Raw genomic sequence first — 298 nt, 5'->3', positions numbered from 1 at the left:
TTATCAAAATTCGGCTGGAATTATTAACAAAATTGTATTGGCAACGGGTCTTACTTTAAGTTTTATTAATCCTATAAATATGCCTGCATCTGTTTTGGCACTTGGAATGTCTCATCTTTATCAAAAATCTGAAGTTTCGAATGATTTACGCTTGTTAGAAGCATTTGAGCAAGAATATCGAACCAATCATCCTAATTGCTCACGATTAGAAGCACTAAAATATGCTGATAACAAAGTGCGCGAAACGATTCAGGAGTTAGCGAACCTTGATATCCCTAATGCGGCTTCTGTTGATGGC

The 298-nt window shown here is 36.2% G+C and carries 1 pseudogene; it reads left to right on the top strand.

The features are described 5' to 3' along the window. Positions 1-298: pseudogene (locus BU804_RS10020) on the top strand (hypothetical protein); the annotation flags it as partial.

It is taken from the genome of Candidatus Protochlamydia sp. W-9 (assembly GCF_001950615.1).
Classification (GTDB): Bacteria; Chlamydiota; Chlamydiia; order Chlamydiales; family Parachlamydiaceae; genus Protochlamydia; species Protochlamydia amoebophila.
This window is presented reverse-complemented; position numbering and strand designations above follow the sequence as displayed.